This is a genomic window from Pseudomonas sp. TWRC1-2 (assembly GCF_049896685.1).
GTDB lineage: Bacteria > Pseudomonadota > Gammaproteobacteria > Pseudomonadales > Pseudomonadaceae > Aquipseudomonas.
Map to the genome: position 1 here is coordinate 136,235 of NZ_JAFCUU010000008.1, position 17,849 is coordinate 154,083.

At 61.4% G+C, this 17,849-nt stretch carries 15 protein-coding genes and 1 pseudogene; 14 read left to right on the forward strand and 2 right to left on the reverse strand.

The features are described 5' to 3' along the window. The first annotated feature begins 42 nt into the window (after window positions 1-42). The 6 genes from ACP7B3_RS22415 to ACP7B3_RS22440 are packed head-to-tail and all read left to right on the forward strand — an operon-like array spanning window position 43 to window position 5,966. Entirely contained in the window at window positions 43-1,137 is a 1,095-nt protein-coding gene (locus ACP7B3_RS22415) for an ABC transporter ATP-binding protein (RefSeq protein WP_145163607.1), read from the forward strand. After that, window positions 1,137-2,234, forward strand: coding sequence for an ABC transporter ATP-binding protein (locus ACP7B3_RS22420; protein ID WP_426180857.1), 1,098 nt, complete (start codon window positions 1,137-1,139; stop codon window positions 2,232-2,234). Before ACP7B3_RS22415 ends, ACP7B3_RS22420 begins: the two co-directional genes overlap by 1 nt. Continuing rightward, window positions 2,231-3,097 carry a carbohydrate ABC transporter permease gene (locus ACP7B3_RS22425; protein ID WP_426180859.1) on the forward strand — a complete coding sequence of 289 codons (867 nt, stop codon included), beginning with the start codon at window positions 2,231-2,233 and terminating at the stop codon, window positions 3,095-3,097. Before ACP7B3_RS22420 ends, ACP7B3_RS22425 begins: the two co-directional genes overlap by 4 nt. A 10-nt stretch (window positions 3,098-3,107) precedes the next feature. Beyond that, entirely contained in the window at window positions 3,108-3,908 is an 801-nt protein-coding gene (locus ACP7B3_RS22430) for a carbohydrate ABC transporter permease (RefSeq protein WP_242200086.1), read from the forward strand. Window positions 3,909-3,918: 10 nt separating this feature from the next. Further along, on the forward strand, window positions 3,919-4,191 hold the full coding sequence (locus ACP7B3_RS22435; RefSeq protein WP_106580628.1) for a DUF2160 domain-containing protein: 273 nt from the start codon (window positions 3,919-3,921) through the stop codon (window positions 4,189-4,191). 32 nt (window positions 4,192-4,223) lie between these two features. Beyond that, window positions 4,224-5,966, forward strand: a complete 1,743-nt coding sequence (locus tag ACP7B3_RS22440; RefSeq protein WP_426180862.1) for an ABC transporter substrate-binding protein — start codon at window positions 4,224-4,226, stop codon at window positions 5,964-5,966. Between the two features lie 223 nt (window positions 5,967-6,189). Here the strand turns inward: ACP7B3_RS22440 and ACP7B3_RS22445 are convergent. Then, a pseudogene (locus ACP7B3_RS22445) lies at window positions 6,190-6,451 on the reverse strand (AraC family transcriptional regulator); the annotation flags it as partial. A 213-nt stretch (window positions 6,452-6,664) separates the two neighbouring features. Here ACP7B3_RS22445 and ACP7B3_RS22450 point away from each other — a divergent pair. The 3 genes from ACP7B3_RS22450 (at window position 6,665) to ACP7B3_RS22460 (ending at window position 10,370) form a co-directional block, all read left to right on the forward strand. After that, window positions 6,665-8,044, forward strand: a complete 1,380-nt coding sequence (locus ACP7B3_RS22450) for an iron-containing redox enzyme family protein (RefSeq protein ID WP_242200080.1) — start codon at window positions 6,665-6,667, stop codon at window positions 8,042-8,044. Between the two features lie 12 nt (window positions 8,045-8,056). Then, window positions 8,057-9,001 (forward strand): methyltransferase, encoded by a 945-nt coding sequence (locus ACP7B3_RS22455; protein WP_426180864.1) that lies wholly within the window; start codon window positions 8,057-8,059, stop codon window positions 8,999-9,001. Window positions 9,002-9,125: 124 nt separating this feature from the next. Next, window positions 9,126-10,370, forward strand: coding sequence for a zinc-dependent alcohol dehydrogenase (locus ACP7B3_RS22460; protein WP_145163620.1), 1,245 nt, complete (start codon window positions 9,126-9,128; stop codon window positions 10,368-10,370). Between the two features lie 49 nt (window positions 10,371-10,419). Here ACP7B3_RS22460 and ACP7B3_RS22465 read toward each other — a convergent pair whose 3' ends face one another. After that, window positions 10,420-10,851: a hypothetical protein gene (locus tag ACP7B3_RS22465; RefSeq protein ID WP_426180867.1), complete on the reverse strand. Its 432-nt coding sequence runs from the start codon at window positions 10,849-10,851 to the stop codon at window positions 10,420-10,422. A 356-nt stretch (window positions 10,852-11,207) separates the two neighbouring features. Here ACP7B3_RS22465 and ACP7B3_RS22470 point away from each other — a divergent pair, with 356 nt between their 5' ends. The 5 genes from ACP7B3_RS22470 to ACP7B3_RS22490 all read left to right on the forward strand — a co-directional run bounded on the left by ACP7B3_RS22470 (window position 11,208) and on the right by ACP7B3_RS22490 (window position 17,723). Further along, window positions 11,208-12,221, forward strand: a complete 1,014-nt coding sequence (locus tag ACP7B3_RS22470; protein ID WP_262206150.1) for an ABC transporter substrate-binding protein — start codon at window positions 11,208-11,210, stop codon at window positions 12,219-12,221. A 1,416-nt stretch (window positions 12,222-13,637) separates the two neighbouring features. Then, the gene (locus tag ACP7B3_RS22475) at window positions 13,638-14,228 is read left to right on the forward strand and encodes an antibiotic biosynthesis monooxygenase (RefSeq protein ID WP_145166223.1); all 591 of its coding nucleotides are present in this window, start codon (window positions 13,638-13,640) and stop codon (window positions 14,226-14,228) included. Next, window positions 14,225-16,063 carry an amidohydrolase gene (locus tag ACP7B3_RS22480; protein ID WP_426180869.1) on the forward strand — a complete coding sequence of 613 codons (1,839 nt, stop codon included), beginning with the start codon at window positions 14,225-14,227 and terminating at the stop codon, window positions 16,061-16,063. The genes ACP7B3_RS22475 and ACP7B3_RS22480 overlap by 4 nt, the downstream gene beginning before the upstream one ends. A 35-nt stretch (window positions 16,064-16,098) precedes the next feature. Next, window positions 16,099-16,716, forward strand: coding sequence for an isochorismate family cysteine hydrolase YcaC (ycaC, locus tag ACP7B3_RS22485; RefSeq protein WP_145166221.1), 618 nt, complete (start codon window positions 16,099-16,101; stop codon window positions 16,714-16,716). A 119-nt stretch (window positions 16,717-16,835) separates the two neighbouring features. Next, window positions 16,836-17,723 carry a LysR family transcriptional regulator gene (locus ACP7B3_RS22490; RefSeq protein ID WP_426180872.1) on the forward strand — a complete coding sequence of 296 codons (888 nt, stop codon included), beginning with the start codon at window positions 16,836-16,838 and terminating at the stop codon, window positions 17,721-17,723. Window positions 17,724-17,849 lie beyond the last annotated feature (126 nt).

A 17,849-nucleotide genomic window follows, 5' to 3' on the forward strand; every position in this document is an offset into this window, starting at 1 on the left:
AGTCGTTGCCAGATTCATTCCAATAATAAAAAAGGGCGTGTCATGTCATTGACCCTGGAACATGTCTCCCGCGTCGTCGAAGGCCAGACCTGGATCGACGACGCCAACCTGCGTTTCGAAGCCGGTTCCTTCAACGTCTTGCTGGGCCGCACCCTGTCCGGCAAGACCAGCCTGATGCGCCTGATGGCCGGCCTGGACAAGCCCGACAGCGGCCGCATCCTGATGAATGGCGTGGACGTCACGCACAAGCCGGTGCGCCTGCGCAACGTGTCGATGGTCTACCAGCAGTTCATCAACTACCCGACCATGACCGTGTTCGAGAATATCGCCTCGCCGCTGCGCCAGGCCGGTGTGTCCAACGAGCTGATCCACAGCAAGGTGCTCGAAACCGCGAAAATGCTGCGCATCGAGAAATTCCTGCAGCGCCATCCGTTGGAGCTGTCCGGTGGCCAGCAGCAACGCACGGCCATGGCCCGCGCGCTGGTTAAAGACGCCGAGCTGATCCTGTTTGATGAACCGCTGGTGAACCTGGACTACAAACTGCGCGAAGAACTGCGTCAGGAAATGCGCGAGCTGTTCAAGGCCCGCCACACCATCGCCCTCTACGCCACCACCGAACCCAATGAAGCCCTCGCCCTTGGCGGCACCACCACGATTCTGCATGAGGGCCGGGTGATCCAGAGCGGCAAGGCTGCCGAGGTGTACCATCAGCCGCAGACCGTGCTGGCCGCCGAATTGTTTTCCGAGCCGCCGATCAACCTGATGCCGGGGCGGATCAGCGGCAATGAAGTCAGCTTCGCCAATTTTGTGCACTTCCCGCTCAACGTCGACCTGCGCCCCATCGGCGAGGGCGAGTTCCGCTTTGGCGTGCGCCCCAGCCATATCAGCCTGGTGCCGAGCAACGACGATGACCTGGAACTGGCCGTGACCGTGGAAGTGGCCGAAATCAGCGGCTCGGAAACCTTCCTGCACGTGCGCAGCGAGCATTTCCTGCTGGTGCTGCACCTGCCGGGCGTGCACGAGTACGACGTTGATGCGCCGATCCGCGTGTATATCCCCACCCATAAACTGTTTGTGTTCGATGGCCAGGGCCGCTTGGTCCAGGCCCCCGGGCGCCGCGTAGCGAGGGTTGCCTGATGGCCGAGATCCATTTGCAGAACCTCGCGCACAGCTACAGCCCTACACCCGCCGGCCCTGAAGACTACGCGATTCGGGAAATGAACCACGTGTGGGAGCAGGGCGGCGCCTACGCCTTGCTCGGGCCGTCCGGGTGCGGCAAGTCGACCTTGCTGAATATCATCTCCGGCCTGCTCAACCCTTCGGAAGGCCAGGTGCTGTTCGACCACAGGGTGGTCAACGAACTCACCCCGGAGCGCCGCAACATCGCCCAGGTGTTCCAGTTCCCGGTGGTGTACGACACCATGACGGTGTTCGACAACCTGGCCTTTCCGCTGCGCAACCAAGGCATGCCCGAGGCGAAAATTCACAGCAAGGTGCAGGAAATTGCCGAAGTCCTCGACCTGCAAACCCTGTTGAGCAAAAAGGCGCGCAACCTCACCGCCGATGAAAAGCAGAAAGTCTCCATGGGTCGTGGCCTGGTGCGTGATGACGTGTCGGCAATCCTGTTCGACGAGCCGCTGACGGTGATCGACCCGCACCTGAAGTGGAAACTGCGGCGCAAGCTCAAGCAGATCCACGAGCAGTTCAATATCACCATGGTCTACGTGACCCACGACCAGCTTGAAGCCTCGACCTTTGCCGACAAGATCGCGGTGATGTACGGCGGGCAGATCGTGCAGTTCGGCACGCCGCGCGAGTTGTTTGAGCGGCCCAGCCATACGTTTGTCGGCTATTTCATTGGCAGCCCCGGCATGAACCTGATTGAAGTGCAGGCCGAGGCGGGCGGGGTGCGGTTTGCCGGCACGCTGCTGCCGTTGCCCGAGGCGATGCAGCAGCGCATCCGCGACGGCGACTTCAAAAAACTGCAGGTGGGCATCCGTCCGGAATTTATCCACGTGTGGGACGAGTACAACCCTGACGCGCTGCAGGCCGACGTCACCCATGTCGAAGACCTTGGCACCTACAAGATCATGACCCTCAACCTCGACGGCGCGCCGTTGAAAATACGCCTGGCCGAAGACAAACCGGTGCCCCAGGGCAGCGCCTCGATCAGCTTTCCGGCGCAGTGGCTGATGGTCTACGCCGATGACTACCTGCTGGAGGTGCAGCCATGAACAAGGTGCAGAACAACAAGGCCTGGTGGCTGGTGTTGCCGGTGTTTCTGTTGGTGGCGTTCAGTGCGGTGATCCCGATGATGACCGTGGTCAACTACTCGGTGCAGGACATCTTCGACCAGTCCAGCCGCTACTTTGTCGGCGCCGACTGGTACAAGCAGGTGCTGCTCGACCCGCGCTTGCATGACTCCTTGCTGCGCCAGTTCATCTACTCGGCTTGCGTGCTGCTGATTGAAATCCCGCTGGGTATCGCCATCGCCCTGACCATGCCGACCAAGGGCCGCTGGTCGTCGCTGGTGCTGATCATTCTGGCGATTCCGCTGCTGATTCCGTGGAACGTGGTAGGCACTATCTGGCAGATCTTCGGCCGTGCCGACATCGGTTTGCTCGGTTCCACCCTCAACGCCATGGGCATCAACTACAACTACGCGGCCAACACCATGGACGCCTGGGTCACGGTGCTGGTGATGGACGTGTGGCACTGGACTTCACTGGTGGCGTTGCTGTGTTACTCGGGGCTGCGCGCGATCCCGGACGTGTACTACCAGGCCGCGCGAATAGACCGTGCATCGGCCTGGGCGGTGTTCCGGCATATCCAGTTGCCGAAGATGAAAAGCGTGCTGCTGATCGCGGTGATGCTGCGGTTCATGGACAGCTTCATGATCTACACCGAGCCCTTCGTCCTCACGGGCGGCGGCCCGGGGAATGCCACCACCTTCCTCAGTCAGACCCTGACCCAGATGGCTGTCGGCCAATTCGACCTGGGCCCGGCGGCGGCGTCCTCGCTGGTGTACTTCCTGATCATCCTGTTGGTGTCCTGGCTGTTCTACACCGCCATGACCCACTCCGACGCCAACCGCTGAGGCCGCCAACATGAGCAAACGCAAGGTCATACCGCTGCTGGTCTACATTCTGTTCTTGCTGGTGCCGATCTACTGGCTGCTGAACATGTCCTTCAAGAGCAACACCGAAATCCTCGGCGGGCTGACCCTGTTTCCGCAGGACTTCACCCTGGCCAACTACAAGGTGATCTTCACCGACCCGAGCTGGTACACCGGCTATATCAACTCACTGTATTACGTGAGCCTGAACACGGTGATTTCCCTGAGTGTGGCGCTGCCGGCAGCCTACGCCTTCTCACGCTACCGCTTCCTGGGCGACAAGCACCTGTTCTTCTGGCTGCTGACCAACCGCATGGCACCGCCGGCGGTGTTTTTGCTGCCGTTTTTCCAGCTGTATTCGTCCATCGGCCTGTTCGACACACACATCGCCGTGGCCCTGGCGCATTGCCTGTTCAATGTGCCGTTGGCGGTGTGGATTCTGGAAGGCTTCATGTCCGGCGTGCCCAAGGAAATCGACGAAACCGCCTACATCGACGGCTATAGCTTTCCCAAGTTTTTCGTGAAGATTTTTATCCCGCTGATCGGCTCCGGCATCGGGGTAACCGCGTTTTTCTGTTTCATGTTTTCCTGGGTCGAGCTGTTGCTGGCGCGCACGCTGACCTCGGTCAACGCCAAGCCCATCGCGGCGGTGATGACCCGCACGGTCTCGGCCTCGGGTATCGACTGGGGCGTGCTGGCGGCGGCGGGGGTGTTGACCATCCTGCCCGGCATGCTGGTGATCTGGTTTGTTCGCAACCACGTGGCCAAGGGCTTTGCCCTGGGCCGGGTCTGAGGAGTCGATGATGGAATGGATGGCCTGGACCACTCCCACCGCGTTGTTCTTTGCGGCCATCGGCGTGCTGCTGGTGGGCATGACCACCTGGGAACTGCGCTCGCCGAGCATCCCTCGGCGCGGTTTTTTACCGATCAGCACCACCCGTGGTGATCGCCTGTTTATCGGTCTTCTCGGCAGCGCCTACCTGCATTTACTGGTTATCGGCGTTACCGACTGGAGCATCTGGGTGGCGTCCGCGCTGTCCCTGGTATGGCTGTTGAGTGTGATGCGTTGGGGCTAGTGCCCTTGTGAATAAACCACCAGGAGGTCTCTATGTTGAATAAAAACAATAAGCTGCGACATAGCATTTCATTGGCCGGCGTACTGGCCCTCAGCGGTTTGAGCGCCACGGCCTGGGCCGATGCGTACGAAGACGCGGCGAAAAAATGGATCGGCAGCGAGTTCAAACCGTCCACCCTCACCCAAGACCAGCAGCTCGAAGAGTTGAAGTGGTTTATCAAGGCGGCAGAACCGTTTCGTGGGATGAAGATCAACGTGGTGTCGGAAACCCTCACCACCCACGAGTACGAATCCAAGGTGCTGGCCAAGGCCTTCAGCGAAATCACCGGCATCAAGCTGACCCACGATCTGTTGCAGGAAGGCGACGTGGTGGAAAAGCTGCAAACCCAGATGCAGTCCGACAAGAACATCTATGACGGCTGGGTCAACGATTCGGACTTGATCGGCACGCACTTTCGCTATGGCAAGACCGAGTCGATCACCGACCTGATGGTCAACGAAGGCAAGGACTTCACCTCGCCGACCCTGGACATCAAAGACTTTATCGGCCTTTCGTTCACCACCGCGCCGGACGGCAAAGTCTACCAACTGCCCGACCAGCAATTCGCCAACCTCTACTGGTTTCGCGCCGACTGGTTCGAGCGGCCGGAGCTGAAAGCCAAGTTCAAGGAAAAATACGGCTACGACCTCGGCGTCCCGGTGAACTGGTCGGCCTATGAAGACATCGCCAAATTCTTCAGCGAAGACGTCAAGGAAATCGACGGCAAACGTATTTATGGGCACATGGACTACGGCAAAAAAGACCCATCACTGGGCTGGCGCTTCACCGATGCCTGGTTCTCCATGGCCGGCGGCGGCGACAAGGGCCTGCCCAACGGCTTGCCGGTGGACGAGTGGGGCATTCGCGTGGAGGACTGCCACCCGGTGGGCTCCAGCGTGACCCGCGGCGGCGACACCAACGGCCCGGCCGCGGTGTACGCGACGCAGAAATACGTGGACTGGATGAAAGCCTACGCGCCACCGGAAGCGGCGGGCATGACCTTCTCCGAATCCGGCCCGGTGCCGTCCCAGGGCAACATCGCCCAGCAGATCTTCTGGTACACCGCGTTTACCGCCGACATGACCAAGCCGGGCCTGCCGGTGGTGAATGCCGACGGCACGCCGAAATGGCGCATGGCGCCATCGCCGGTCGGGCCTTATTGGGAAAAGGGCATGAAGAAGGGCTATCAGGACGTGGGCTCCTGGACGTTCCTCAAGTCGACGCCTGAGAAGCAGAAACTCGCGGCCTGGCTCTACGCGCAGTTCGTGACCTCGAAAACCGTGTCGCTGAAGAAAACCATTGTTGGCCTGACGCCGATTCGTGAGTCTGACATCAACTCCCAGGCCATGACCGACCTGGCGCCCAAACTCGGTGGCCTGGTGGAGTTCTACCGCAGCCCGGCACGGGTCGAGTGGACCCCGACCGGCACCAACGTGCCGGACTACCCACGCCTGGCGCAACTGTGGTGGAGCAACATCGCCGCCGCCGCCAGCGGCGAGAAAACCCCGCAGCAGGCGCTGGACAACCTGGCCAAGGAGCAGGACGCGATCATGACGCGCCTGGAACGCTCCAACGTGCAGCCAATATGCGGCCCGAAAATGAACCCCGAGCGTGATGCCCAATACTGGTTCGACCAACCCGGCGCGCCGAAGCCGAAACTGGCCAATGAGAAACCCAAAGGCGAAACCGTGAGCTACAACGACCTGCTCAAGTCGTGGGAGGCAGCGCGTAAGTAACAGTATCTGTGGCAAGCGGGCTTACCGTGGCGAGCGGGCTTGCCCCGCGTTGGGTTGCGAAGCAGCCCCAAAACCTGACGACCGAGTCCTGTCTGGGTGAACTCGGCGTCTTTTATGGGGCTGCTTCGCAGCCCAACGCGGGGCAAGCCCGCTCGCCACAGCAAACCCGCTCGCCACGGCAAGCCCGCTCGCCACAGCAAACCCACTCGCCCCAATGGGCCGCTCAGCCCACAGATTTTGTGTCTACTGCCCCCTTGTTCGCCGCCAAAATCCGCGCCGTTCCCGCGCGGGCGGCAGCCCGGACACCCGCGCATAGTCGCGGCTGAACTGGGTCGCGCTTTCATATCCGGTTCGGCAAAATCCTGGCGAATCCTCTGGATGGCCTGGCTGATGCGCGACATGGCAGTGTCCGGCGCGGCGATGTCGGGCAACATCCAGCCATGGGCGCCTTGCAGTACGAGGAAGAGAATCTCCCGTTCGTACGCAGCCAACGTAGTCGTAAAGCCTGGAGTTGGTCTACAACCCCCTGGCATCTGTCGAGTGGTGCCGAATAACCGCTGATCCGCAGCCATGCAATGCCGATTGAATTTTCCCCACAGCCAGATGCTCTGCACTTTAGAAGCGCGCGTTTTGAGCGCTCTTGCGGGGCTTTCTGGTGAGAAAGCCGAGTTGTATCGGACTTTGTGGAAACTGCCATCATGACGCTTCTTACAGCGCTGTCGGGCCAACCGGCCACCCTGACTGACTCGGCCGACGGCCGCCATCAACGCGTGTACCAGCAGCTGTACAACGAGACGGAGGGTTGCGAGGCGCTGGCACGGGAATTCTTGCTGGCGCAATTGGCCCAGGTGCAGGACGTGCCCTGCGAATTGCCCGACACGCCCGAACAATTGCCCGCGTGGGTCGAGCAGCGCTGCGCCGCCGTGGCCCGCGACTACGCCGACTACCTGGAGCAACGCCAGCAGGGTCAGCCACGGCGCTACTTCCAGAACAAGGCCCACGCCTTGTACGTGTTGCAATGCCTGGCGCCGACCAAACAGGTCGATGGCGCCTGGCTGTACGGTTTACTGCGCTATTGGCAGGACCAGCGCTTCGATGGGCTGCTGACCACCTACCTCGAAGAACTGGGCGACGGCGAAGCGGCTCAAAACCATGTGGTGATCTATCGCAAGCTGCTTAGCGAACACGATGCCGACAGCGAAGCCGGCCTCAATGATGACGACTACCTGCAAGGCGCCTTGCAACTGGCGCTGGGCCTGTGTACCGAGGAGTTTCTGCCGGAGGTGATCGGTTACAACCTGGGTTATGAGCAATTACCCCTGCACCTGCTGATCACCTCGTACGAGCTGAGCGAGCTGGGCATCGATCCCTATTACTTCACCCTCCACGTCACCATCGACAACGCCAGCAGCGGCCATGCCTGCAAGGCCGCGCAATCGGTGTTGAACCTGCTGCCGCTGGGCGAGGGCAGGGAGCAGTTCTACCGCCGCGTGGCCCGCGGTTATCAGCTCAATGACCTCGGGCCGGGCACCACGGCCGTGATCGAGCGCTTCGACGTTCAGGAGCAAGTCGTGGCCATGCTTGAGCGTAAGCGCACGTACGGTCAGCACATGCATTCCGATTACTGCCGCTTCGAGGGCAAAACCGTCAATCAATGGCTGGCACAGCCTGGGCAGATCGCTGAGTTCCTGCAGGCGCTGCAAGACAAAGGCTGGATCAAGCGCAACCAGGACCCTGCCGACAGCCGCTTCTGGCAACTGATCGAGGGCGCCGGTGCAGCGATGTTCGGCGTGTTCAGCGGCGCTGAAAAGCAGCTGCTGCACGACTGGATTGCCGGTGACTGGGTCAGCGGCGAGCGCGTGCCGCCTGCACGGCCGGGGCGCGGCAGCCGTTTCTCCCGGGAGCAGCATCGCCCGGCCGATCCGGACACCCAGGCGCTGGTTGAGTCACTGTGCAAACTGGCCGATGAACAGCAGCTCGATGCGCTGATTCCGTGGATGTCGGCGCGGCGCCATTGCGCTCCGGCTGGGCTTTACGCGACGCGGCGCTTTATCCAACTGCGCGCGCGTCTGCGCTGAGGAGTGTGGTCCATGTCTGCACAGCAGCTCGTCGATCGCACCCTGTTGAACCTGGGCCGCGGTTTGAAGGAGAACGGCTACCGGTTTATCACGCCGACGCCCCTGACCCATCAACGGGTGTGCCAGCGCCTGGCAACACCGCTGGCGATGACGATGCGCGATGTGTTCGGCTGGTCGCTGCCATTTGATAACGCGTTGTTGCCTGAGGCCTTTCGCGAAGAATTGCAGCAAGCGCAGGTGATCGAAAAACACGACGCCTTATGGCGCAGCACCGTGCGCTGGTCGAGCCTGGACGAGTTGCTGTTCGCCCACTCGCCGTACCCGACCACCCAGACCGACGCGGTGTTTTTCGGCCCCGACAGCTACCGGTTTGCCCACGTGATCCAAGCCCATCTGCAACAGCGTTTCGACCCTGTGCGGCGGGCGGTGGACATCGGTTGCGGCGCGGGTGTCGGTGCATTGGTCATCGCCCGCGCCCGGCCTGACGCTGACGTGCTGGCGGTGGACATCAACCCCCGCGCCCTGCGCATGACCGCGGTGAATGCCGAGCTGGCGGGCCTGGCGAATGTCAGCGCGTACCACAGCGACATACTGGCCAGCGTCGACGGCGAATTCGACCTGATCGTTGCCAACCCGCCCTATATGAATGACCAGCATCAGCGCGCCTACCGCCATGGTGGCGGTGCCCTGGGGGCGCAGTTGTCGGTGCGTATCGTCAGCGAATCCCGGGAGCGCCTGGCTCTGGGTGGCAGCCTGGTGCTCTACACCGGCGTGGCGATGGTGGCCGGTGCCGATGCCTTTCTGGAGGCGATCAAACCCTTGGTGGCCAGTGCTGACTACGGCTGGACCTACCGCGAAATCGACCCTGACGTCTTTGGCGAAGAGCTGGAAAAACCCGGCTATGAGGGCGTCGAGCGGATCGCCGTGGTGGCGCTCACCGTCACCCGACTGCGCTGAGCTTGGCGCGCATCAGCGGCGACCACTGATCGGCTGTGGCCCTACCTCGACGGAACGCTCGCAGGTGTCGCGCCCCTTAATCAATAACCCGTTCAACACCTTCTCAACAACAGGAGTGCAGAGCATGCGAGCGATGACTTTCCAGGGCGCGCACAAAGTGCAGGTCGATACGGTGCCCGATCCGATCATTGAGCAACCCGACGACATTATTTTGCGCGTCACCGCCACCGCCATTTGCGGCTCGGACTTGCACCTGTACCGCGGCAAGATCCCGACCGTCGAGCACGGCGACATCTTCGGCCATGAGTTCATGGGCATCGTCGAGGAAACCGGGCCGGCAGTGACGGCCGTGCAGCGCGGCGACCGCGTGGTGATCCCGTTCGTGATTGCCTGTGGCGACTGCTTCTTCTGCCAACTTCAACAATTTGCCGCCTGCGAAACCACCAACGACGGGCGTGGCGCGATCCTGAATAAAAAGGCGATCCCGCCGGGGGCCGCGTTGTTCGGCTACAGCCGTCTGTATGGCGGCATTCCCGGCGGCCAGGCCGAGCTGGTGCGGGTGCCGAAAGCCAATACCGGGCCATTCAAGGTGCCTGGGTCGCTGGCGGATGAAAAGGTCCTGTTCCTCTCGGACATCCTGCCGACGGCCTGGCAGGCGGTGACCAACGCCGGCATCGGCAAAGGCTCCAGCGTTGCGATCTACGGCGCCGGCCCGGTAGGCCTGCTCAGCGCGGCGTGCGCGCAGATGCTTGGCGCCGAGCAGATCTTCATGGTCGATGACCATCCCTATCGCTTGGCCTACGCGCAAAAAATGTACGGGGTGATCCCGATCAACTTCGAAGAAGATGACGACCCCGCCGACACCATCATTCGCCAGACCGCCGGCATGCGCGGGGTCGATGGCGTGGTGGACGCAGTGGGGTTCGAAGCCAAGGGCAGCACCACCGAGACCATCCTTACCACGCTCAAGATCGAAGGCAGCAGCGGCAAGGCCCTGCGCCAGTGCATCGCTGCCGTGCGCCGTGGCGGGGTGGTCAGCGTGGCCGGGGTGTATGCCGGGTTCATTCACGGGTTCATGTTTGGCGACGCGTTCGACAAGGGGCTGACGTTCAAGATGGGCCAGACCCATGTGCAGCGCTTCCTGCCGCAGTTGCTTGAGCACATCGAGCTGGGGCATCTGAACCCCGAGGCGATCGTCACGCATCGGTTGTCGCTGGAGCAGGCTGCGCGCGGCTATGAGCTGTTTGACAAGGCCGAGGAGGAGTGCCGCAAGGTGATCCTGCTGCCGGGCATGGATGAGCGGCCGATTGTCGAACCGCTGGAAGAAGTGACGCCCGATTTACGCCTGCAGGGCGTTCCAGGCTTCTAAACCGAACGCAGCGCAAACCGGGAGGGGGCAAGCCCCTCCCGCATTCACGTCAGGCTGCCGCCTGCGGTTGGATCTGCAGCACGCCGTCCACGTCTTTGACCAGGCCACTGGCCACAAACAACGGCGCCACGCGCTTGTGCAACTGCGGCTCGACGAACTCCTTGACCGTGTCCAGCGCCAGCTCGCCACTGAGCGGCAGCTCGGCCTTGGTGTACGACAGCCAGGCTTTTTTCAGCATCGTCAGCACATCACTGCCCGCGGTCGAGGCAAAGCGGCGGTGGCTGGGTTTGCCATCGAAGTTGAAGCTGTGCTGGTACGCGTAGCCGGTTTCGTCGCCGTTGCTGGTGGCGCAGCGTACGCAGGTGCATGGGCCGTCGCCGAACGCGCTGCGCAGGTAGGCGTTGAAGTCCACCACGGGCTTGAGTGACAGGCGCTTATCCACCTCGAACAGGTCCCCGGTCATTTTATCGTCAGTGTTCAACGTCCATTTCCTCGCAGATCGGCAGGTGCATTTCAAAGCGCGGCACAATACCAGCCGAGCGGCGCCCATGGGGATTTTTTGCGCGAAAGGTACTCGCTTCAGGGTCGACGTCCATTCGCCAATAGCCTTGTTAGCGTTTCCCCAATCAACCCCCGTCGATGGCGACGCAGCGCAAACGCGTAGAACCCTGGAAAACCTCGACCACGTGCTGGCAGGTTTTGGCGTCGGACGCTCGAACATCGCCGCCGTTCAGCGCTGCTGATTTATTGCATAAGAATAGAGCTATATATTCTTTTCGTGTCTTAAAAAACGCCGCTAGGCTTCATCACCTTCCCGAAAACGCGGCAGATTCCCCCATGACTTTCAAGCGTTCCTCCCTGACCTTATTGGTTGCGTCGCTGGCCGCTGCCGGCAGCTTGCTCAGCCCCGGTGCCCAGGCCGAAGGCAAAATCAGCATCGCCCAGCAGTTCGGCATCGGCTACCTGATCCTCGACGTGGTGCGCGACCAGCACTTGATCGAGAAACACGGCAAGGAGCAGGGCCTGGATATCAAGGTGGAATGGAACAGCATCTCCGGCGCCACGGCGATGAATGAATCGCTGCTGGCGGGTGCGCTGGACGTGGTCTCGGCCGGTGTGCCACCGATGCTCACCCTGTGGGACCGCACCAAGGGCAAGCAGAACGTCAAGGCCATCGCCTCCCTCGGCTCGATGCCCAATTACCTGCTGACCAACAACCCTAACGTGAAGACCCTCAAGGACTTCACCGAGAAAGACCGCATCGCCGTGCCCGCTGCCGGTGTGGGGTTTCAGTCGCGCACTTTGCAGATCGAAACCGCCAAGCAGTTTGGCGATGCGAACTACAAGAAGTTTGACGATATCTCCATCAGCCTGGCTCACCCTGATGCCACGGCGGCGTTGATTGCCGGTGGTTCGGAGATTAACTCGCACTTCTCCAGCCCGCCGTTCCAGTACCAGGAGTTGCTCAACCCTAACGTGCACAAGGTGCTCAGTTCCTACGACATCCTTGGCGGGCAGGCTACGTTCAACGTGCTTTACACCACTGAGAAGTTCCACGACGAGAACCCCAAGACCTATAAGGCGTTTTACGACGCGCTGGCTGAGGCCGAGACGATCATCAAGGCCGATAAGCCGGCCGCGGCGAAGGCGTATATCCGTGTGGAGCAATCCAAGCTGCCATTGGACCTGGTGGAGAAAATTGTCCAGGACCCGGAGATCGATTTCACCATCGTGCCGCAGCGGACCTATATCTATGCCGAGAAATTGCAGGAGCTGGGGGTGTTGAAGAACAAGGCGGCGAGCTGGAAGGATTACTTCTTTGAAGAGGCTCATGGTGGGGATGGGAGTTGAGTGGTTGCTGATGGCGGGCGTTTTTTAGGGGGCATATCCGTTGCTGCGGTAACGGCGGCTGGCGGTTCCGCTCTTACAGCGGGTCACTTTTGGCAAACGCCCCAAAAGTAACCAAAAGGTCTTTGCCCCACCACTCGGCACCTCGCCTAGGCTCGGTGTGCCCGAACGAAGGCTTGAATCCGTGGGCCGCCGCGACGGGCCATCCATGGCCCAACGCGGCTAACCCGGCGTCCTGCCGGGTTACCCACGAATTCAAGCCTGCGTTCGGCCAGCGTGGTTGACGGGGCCTGTCAGATCAAAAGCAAGATCAAAAGCAAAAGCAAAAGCACGGCGGCCTAGTAGCCGACCTGAGTGGTAGAAGCAAAAGCACAGCAAAAGCACAACCACAACCACAACCACACACCTCTATCTGATGCACAGAGATCCAAATGTGGGAGCGGGCTTGCTCGCGAATGCGGTGGATCAGTCAGCTCATGTGTCACTGGCACACCGCCTTCGCGAGCAAGCCCGTTCCCACAATTTCACCGAGTGCAGCCCGCCACCACCGCACTGCTTTTGCTTTTCTGTGGGAGCTGGCTTGCCTGCGATGCAGGCACCTCGGTGTATCAGTGACACCCAGTAGATGCCATCGCAGGCAAGCCAGCTCCCACCTTTGACCGAGTACAATCAACACCCATCTATCTGATGCACAGAGCTCCAAATGTGGGAGCGGGCTTGCCCGCGAATGCGGTGGATCAGTCAGCTCATTTGTCACTGGCACACCGCCTTCGCGAGCAAGCCCGCTCCCACAATTTCACCGAGTTCAACTGCCAGCACCGCAGTGCTTTGCTTTTCTGTGGGAGCTGGCTTGCCTGCGATGCAGGCACCTCGGTCTGTCAGTGACAACCCAGTAGATGCCATCGCAGGCAAGCCAGCTCCCACATTGAATTGAGTTCAGCTTCCAACATCAGGTCGGCTGTCAGGCCGCCTCGCTTTCGCTTTTGATCTAACCACTCAGGTCGGCTACTAGGCCGCCGTGCTCTGCTTTTGATCTTGATCTGCTTTTGACGTTGATCTTAGGCGCCCCGTTAAACCACGCTGGCCGAACGCAGGCTTGAATCCGTGGGCCGCCGTGTTGGGCCATGGATGGCCCGTCACGGCGGCCCACGGATTCAAGACTGCGTGAGGGCACACCGAGCCTAGGCGAGGTGCCGAGTGGTGAGGCAAGAGCCTTTTGGTTACTTTTGGGCTCTTTTCAAAAGTGACCCGCTGTAAAAGCGGAACCCATAGCGGCCGTTACTCAAATAACGGATATGTACTCCATAAAAACCTGCCCCCAAGGCCGCCACGTCAAACAGCACATACATCCAATTCCAACCCCCCCAATGCCCCCCAAACTCCCCCCATCGCACAACCCTCCAGGGGGGAATCAGAACCATGGACCCAACACCCAAAACCAGCCCCGACGAAGTCGTCACCCTGGTCGTCAAACACCTGATCAAACCCGGCCGCGAAGCCGACTATGAAGCCTGGCTCCGGCGCATCGTGCGCATCGCCGGCGAACGCCCTGGCCACCTCGGCGTCGACGTCGTGCGCAGCAAACAAAACCGCCTGGCGCTGTTCACCTGCGTCCTGCGCTACCGCTCCACCGACGACCTCGAACGCTGGCTCGGCTCCCCCGAGCGCCAAGCCCTGATCAACGAAGCCACGCCCATGCTCGCCGACGGCGACAACACCGAAATCGGTGCCGTCAACGAATTCTGGTTCGCCCCCCTGGCCGACAGCGCCGCCAAACCACCGCGCTGGAAACAAGCCGTGGTGACCTTGTTTGTCATCCTGCCGCTGACCCTGCTGATCCCGATCATCTGGGCCCCGGTATTACGCCTGCATCCGTTCCTCTCCAACTACGTGGTCGCCACCTTCCTGGTCACCCTGACCATCGTGCTGCTGGTGGTCTACCTGCTGATGCCGGCCGCCACCCGCCTGTTCGCTCCCTGGCTTGAAGCCTCTGTAAAGGAAACCCTATGAACGCCGATCTGATTCTGTTCAATGGCCAGTTCCACACCGTGGACCGTGAAAACCCGCGCGCCACCGCCGTTGCTATTCACCAGGGCCGCTTCGTCGCGGTCGGCACCGACGCCCAAGCCATGGCGTTGCGTGGCAGTGCCACGCAGGTCATCGACCTCAAGGGCCGCACCGTCATCCCCGGCCTCAACGACTCGCACCTGCACCTGATCCGTGGCGGGCTGAACTACAACCTCGAACTGCGCTGGGAAGGCGTGCCGTCCCTGGCCGATGCGCTGCGCATGCTCAAGGATCAGGCGGACCGCACGCCCACGCCGCAATGGGTGCGCGTGGTCGGTGGCTGGAACGAATTCCAGTTCGCCGAAAAACGCATGCCGACCCTGGAAGAACTGAACCAGGCCGCGCCGGACACGCCAGTGTTCGTGCTGCACCTGTACGACCGTGCCTTGCTCAACCGCGCGGCCCTGCGGGTGGCCGGCTACACTAAAGACACGCCGAACCCACCGGGTGGCGAGATCGTGCGTGACAGCAATGGCAACCCCACCGGCATGCTGGTGGCGCGGCCCAACGCGATGATTCTGTATGCAACCCTGGCCAAGGGGCCGAAATTGCCGCTGGAATACCAGGTCAACTCGACCCGCCAGTTCATGCGTGAGCTCAACCGCCTGGGCCTCACCAGCGCGATCGATGCCGGCGGCGGTTTCCAGAACTATCCCGATGACTATGCGGTGATCGAGCAACTGGCCAAAGACGAACAACTGACGGTGCGCATCGCCTACAACCTGTTCACCCAAAAGCCCAAGGAAGAACTCAGCGACTTCAAGCACTGGACCGGCAGCGTCACCCTGCACCAGGGCGATGACTACCTGCGCCACAACGGCGCCGGCGAGATGCTGGTGTTTTCGGCGGCGGACTTCGAGGACTTCCTCGAACCGCGCCCCGACCTGCCGCTGAGCATGGAGCAGGAACTGGAACCGGTGGTGCGGCATTTGGTCGAGCAGCGCTGGCCGTTCCGCTTGCATGCCACTTACAACGAATCCATCTCGCGCATGCTCGACGTGTTCGAGAAGGTCAACCGCGACATTCCGTTCAATGGCCTGCCGTGGTTTTTCGACCACGCCGAAACCATCACCCCGCACAACATCGAGCGCGTGCGTGCTCTTGGCGGTGGTATCGCGATCCAGGATCGCATGGCGTTCCAGGGCGAATATTTTGTCGAGCGTTACGGCGCCAAAGCGGCCGAAGCCACGCCGCCGATCAAGCGCATGTTGGCTGAAGGCGTGCCGGTCGGGGCGGGCACCGATGCCACGCGGGTGTCGAGCTATAACCCGTGGACCTCGTTGTACTGGATGGTCAGCGGCCGCACCGTCGGCGGCCTGGAACTGCACGCCGAAGGCCTGCCGCGCCTCACCGCGTTGGAGCTGTTCACCCACGGCAGTGCCTGGTTCTCGTCGGAGCAGGGCAAGAAAGGCCAGATCAAGGTCGGCCAGTTGGCGGACGTTGCCGCGCTGTCGGCGGACTTTTTCAGTGTCGATGAAGAAGCCATCAAGTGGATCGAGTCGGTGCTGACCGTGGTCGGCGGCAAGGTGGTGTACGGCGCCGGCGACTTCGACGATTTCGCACCGCCACGCGTGCCGGTGCTGCCGGACTGGTCACCAGTGGTCAAGGTGCCGGGGCAGTGGCGCCCAAGCTCACCGTTACAAGCCCAGGTCCATCAATGCAGCGGCCCGTGTGGCGTGCATGCCCATGGCCATGAAAAAGCGCGCCTTTCCAGTGTGCCGGTCAGCGACTTCCAGGGTTTCTGGGGCGCGTTTGGCTGCTCGTGCTTTGCCTTCTAAAACTCCCCCTCTCAATCAAAAACAGGAGCTATCCCATGACTTACAAACGCTTGAACAAAGACGACGCCGTGGTGCTGTTGGTGGACCACCAGACCGGCTTGATCTCGCTGGTGCAGGATTTCTCGCCCAATGAATTCAAGAACAACGTGCTGGCGCTGGCGGATGTGGCCAAGTTCTTCAAGCTGCCGACCATCCTCACCACCAGCTTTGAAACCGGCCCCAATGGCCCACTGGTGCCGGAGCTGAAAGAACTGTTCCCGGACGCGCCGTACATCCCGCGTCCTGGCCAGATCAACGCCTGGGACAACGAAGATTTCGTCAAGGCCGTCAAGGCCACCGGCCGCAAGCAATTGATCATCGCCGGTGTGGTGACCGACGTCTGCGTGACGTTCCCGACCCTGGCCGCGCTGGCTGAAGGCTTTGAGGTGTTTGTGGTGACCGACGCGTCCGGGACGTTCAACGAGGCCGTGCAACGTGCATCGTGGGCGCGCATGAGCGCAGCGGGTGCGCACCTGGTGAACTGGTTCGCGGTGGCCTGCGAGCTGCAGATCGACTGGCGCAACGACATGGAAGGCCTGGCCAACCTGCTGTCGCCGCGCATTCCCAACTACCGCAACCTGATGAACAGCTACTCGGCGTTTACTGCCAAGTAACCCGACAGACAGCACACCACTGAACCCTGTGGGAGCCGGCAAGCCCGGCTCCCACATTTGATTTGTGGTGCCATGACTGACCGGTTATAAAACAGCAAAATGTCCACCGAGAAGCGACAATGAACCCCTTCGAAGACATGCGCCTGTTCTGCCAGGTCATGGAGTCTGGCAGTTTCACCGCCGCCGCCGAGCAACTGGGCCTGTCCAAGCAATTTGTCAGCCGCCGCCTGATTCAGCTGGAAGACCGCCTGGGCGTGCGCCTGCTCAACCGTTCCACGCGCCGCCTGGACGTCACGCCGCTGGGCCAGAGTTATTACGAATCCGCCTTGCGCCTGCTCAGTGACGTCGAGCAAGTGGAGCAGGGCATCGCCGGCCAGAACAGCGAGCCGCGCGGCACGCTACGCCTGAGTGCGCCGCTGTCGTTTGCCATGGCTCACCTGGGCTGCCTGTTGCCGTCATTTCTGCAACGCTACCCGCACGTGTCGGTGGAAGTCGACCTCAGCGATCGGCCTGTTGACCTGATCGGTGAAGGCTACGACCTGGTGTTGCGCATCGGCACCCTTGAAGACTCGACCTTGATCGCGCGGCGTATCGCCAGCGTCGAGCGGGTGTATTGCGCCAGCCCCGGGTACCTGGCCCTACGCGGCACGCCGCTCAAGCCCGACGACCTGACCGACCACGATTGCCTGCCCTACGGCCACGGCCGCCAGGTGCAATGGCGCTTCCAGACCAAGGGCAAGCTGCAGTCGGTGAATGTCAGCGGGCGCATGCGCGTGAACAACGGCGAGTTGTTGCGCGACACGGCGATTGCCGGGTTGGGTGTTACTTACCTGCCGACGTTTATCGTGGCTGAGGCACTGAGGGATGGGCGCTTGGTCACGCTTCTGGAAGACTTCGCCCCTGAAGCGCTGACCTTGTCAGCCGTTTACCCGCAGCACCGGCAAAGCTCCAGGCCCGTGCAGGCGCTGGTGGAATTCTTGCGCGAGCGCCTGGCGGGTGGTTGCTGAGCCACTGACACAACATCGCACAACTGTGGGAGCGGGCTTGCTCGCGAAAGCGGTGGGTCAGTCAGCTTATCTGTAGCTGATCCACCGCATTCGCGAGCAAGCCCGCTCCCACATTTGGTTAGGTGT